This is a genomic window from Cryobacterium sp. MLB-32 (assembly GCF_000738085.1).
In the GTDB taxonomy this organism is placed as follows: domain Bacteria; phylum Actinomycetota; class Actinomycetes; order Actinomycetales; family Microbacteriaceae; genus Cryobacterium.
Genome location: NZ_JPRS01000485.1, coordinates 1 through 686, shown reverse-complemented (window position 1 = coordinate 686; position 686 = coordinate 1). Strand labels below are relative to the sequence as shown.

1 protein-coding gene is annotated in these 686 nt (G+C 57.6%); it reads left to right on the top strand.

All coding sequences use genetic code 11. The features are described 5' to 3' along the window. Positions 1-498, top strand: a 498-nt coding sequence (locus tag JF66_RS23885; RefSeq protein WP_197059506.1) for a hypothetical protein, incomplete at its 5' end; no start/stop codon positions are given. Positions 499-686: the final 188 nt, after the last annotated feature.

Below are 686 nucleotides of genomic sequence, written 5' to 3'. Positions count from 1 at the left end.
ATCCAACTCAACCTGACAAGAATTTGCGCGAAAGCTAATGTGTATTTCAAGCTAGCAACGATTAGGGACAATGCCACTGTCCAATTTAGAGCGGCGAAGATCAGCGGAAATGCACAAGTGCACTTTGACGTGGCGATGATCAGCGACAGTGCGGCGGTCGAATTCTGCGATTCGTCGCTCAGCGACGGCTCGGCTGTCCACTTCGACTGGGCAGCGATCAGCGGCGCAGCAAACGTCAGGTTCAAGAACGCGTCTCTCGGAGGCTCCTCCGGCCTTCACTTCAACTGGGCTCGCATCACGGGCACCGCGGAGGTCGCCTTCGACCGGACTGCTATCGGTGATTCCGCTATTGTCGACTTCAGCCGGGCAGAGATTAGCGCAAGCGCGAATGTTGACTTGGACTGCGCGCAGATCAGCGACAGCGCCAGCGTCTTGTGGGAGGGTGCGACGCTCACCGGCACCTGCGCCGATGCGTGCGAACAAGGATCATCCAGTTGATCCATGCGGTGTCGGCGACGACTGCTTAGTTTGTCCGGGCGTTGCAAGCGTTTGTAACGCCTGCCTAGCAAGTCAGCATGAATTGATCGTCTCAAGCGCTCACATCGACTCATCGATTATGGCGTTTACGGGCGCACTCGCTCTCGCGGACTGCATCAACCTCTCAAGGACTAGCCGGCCCATCCGTC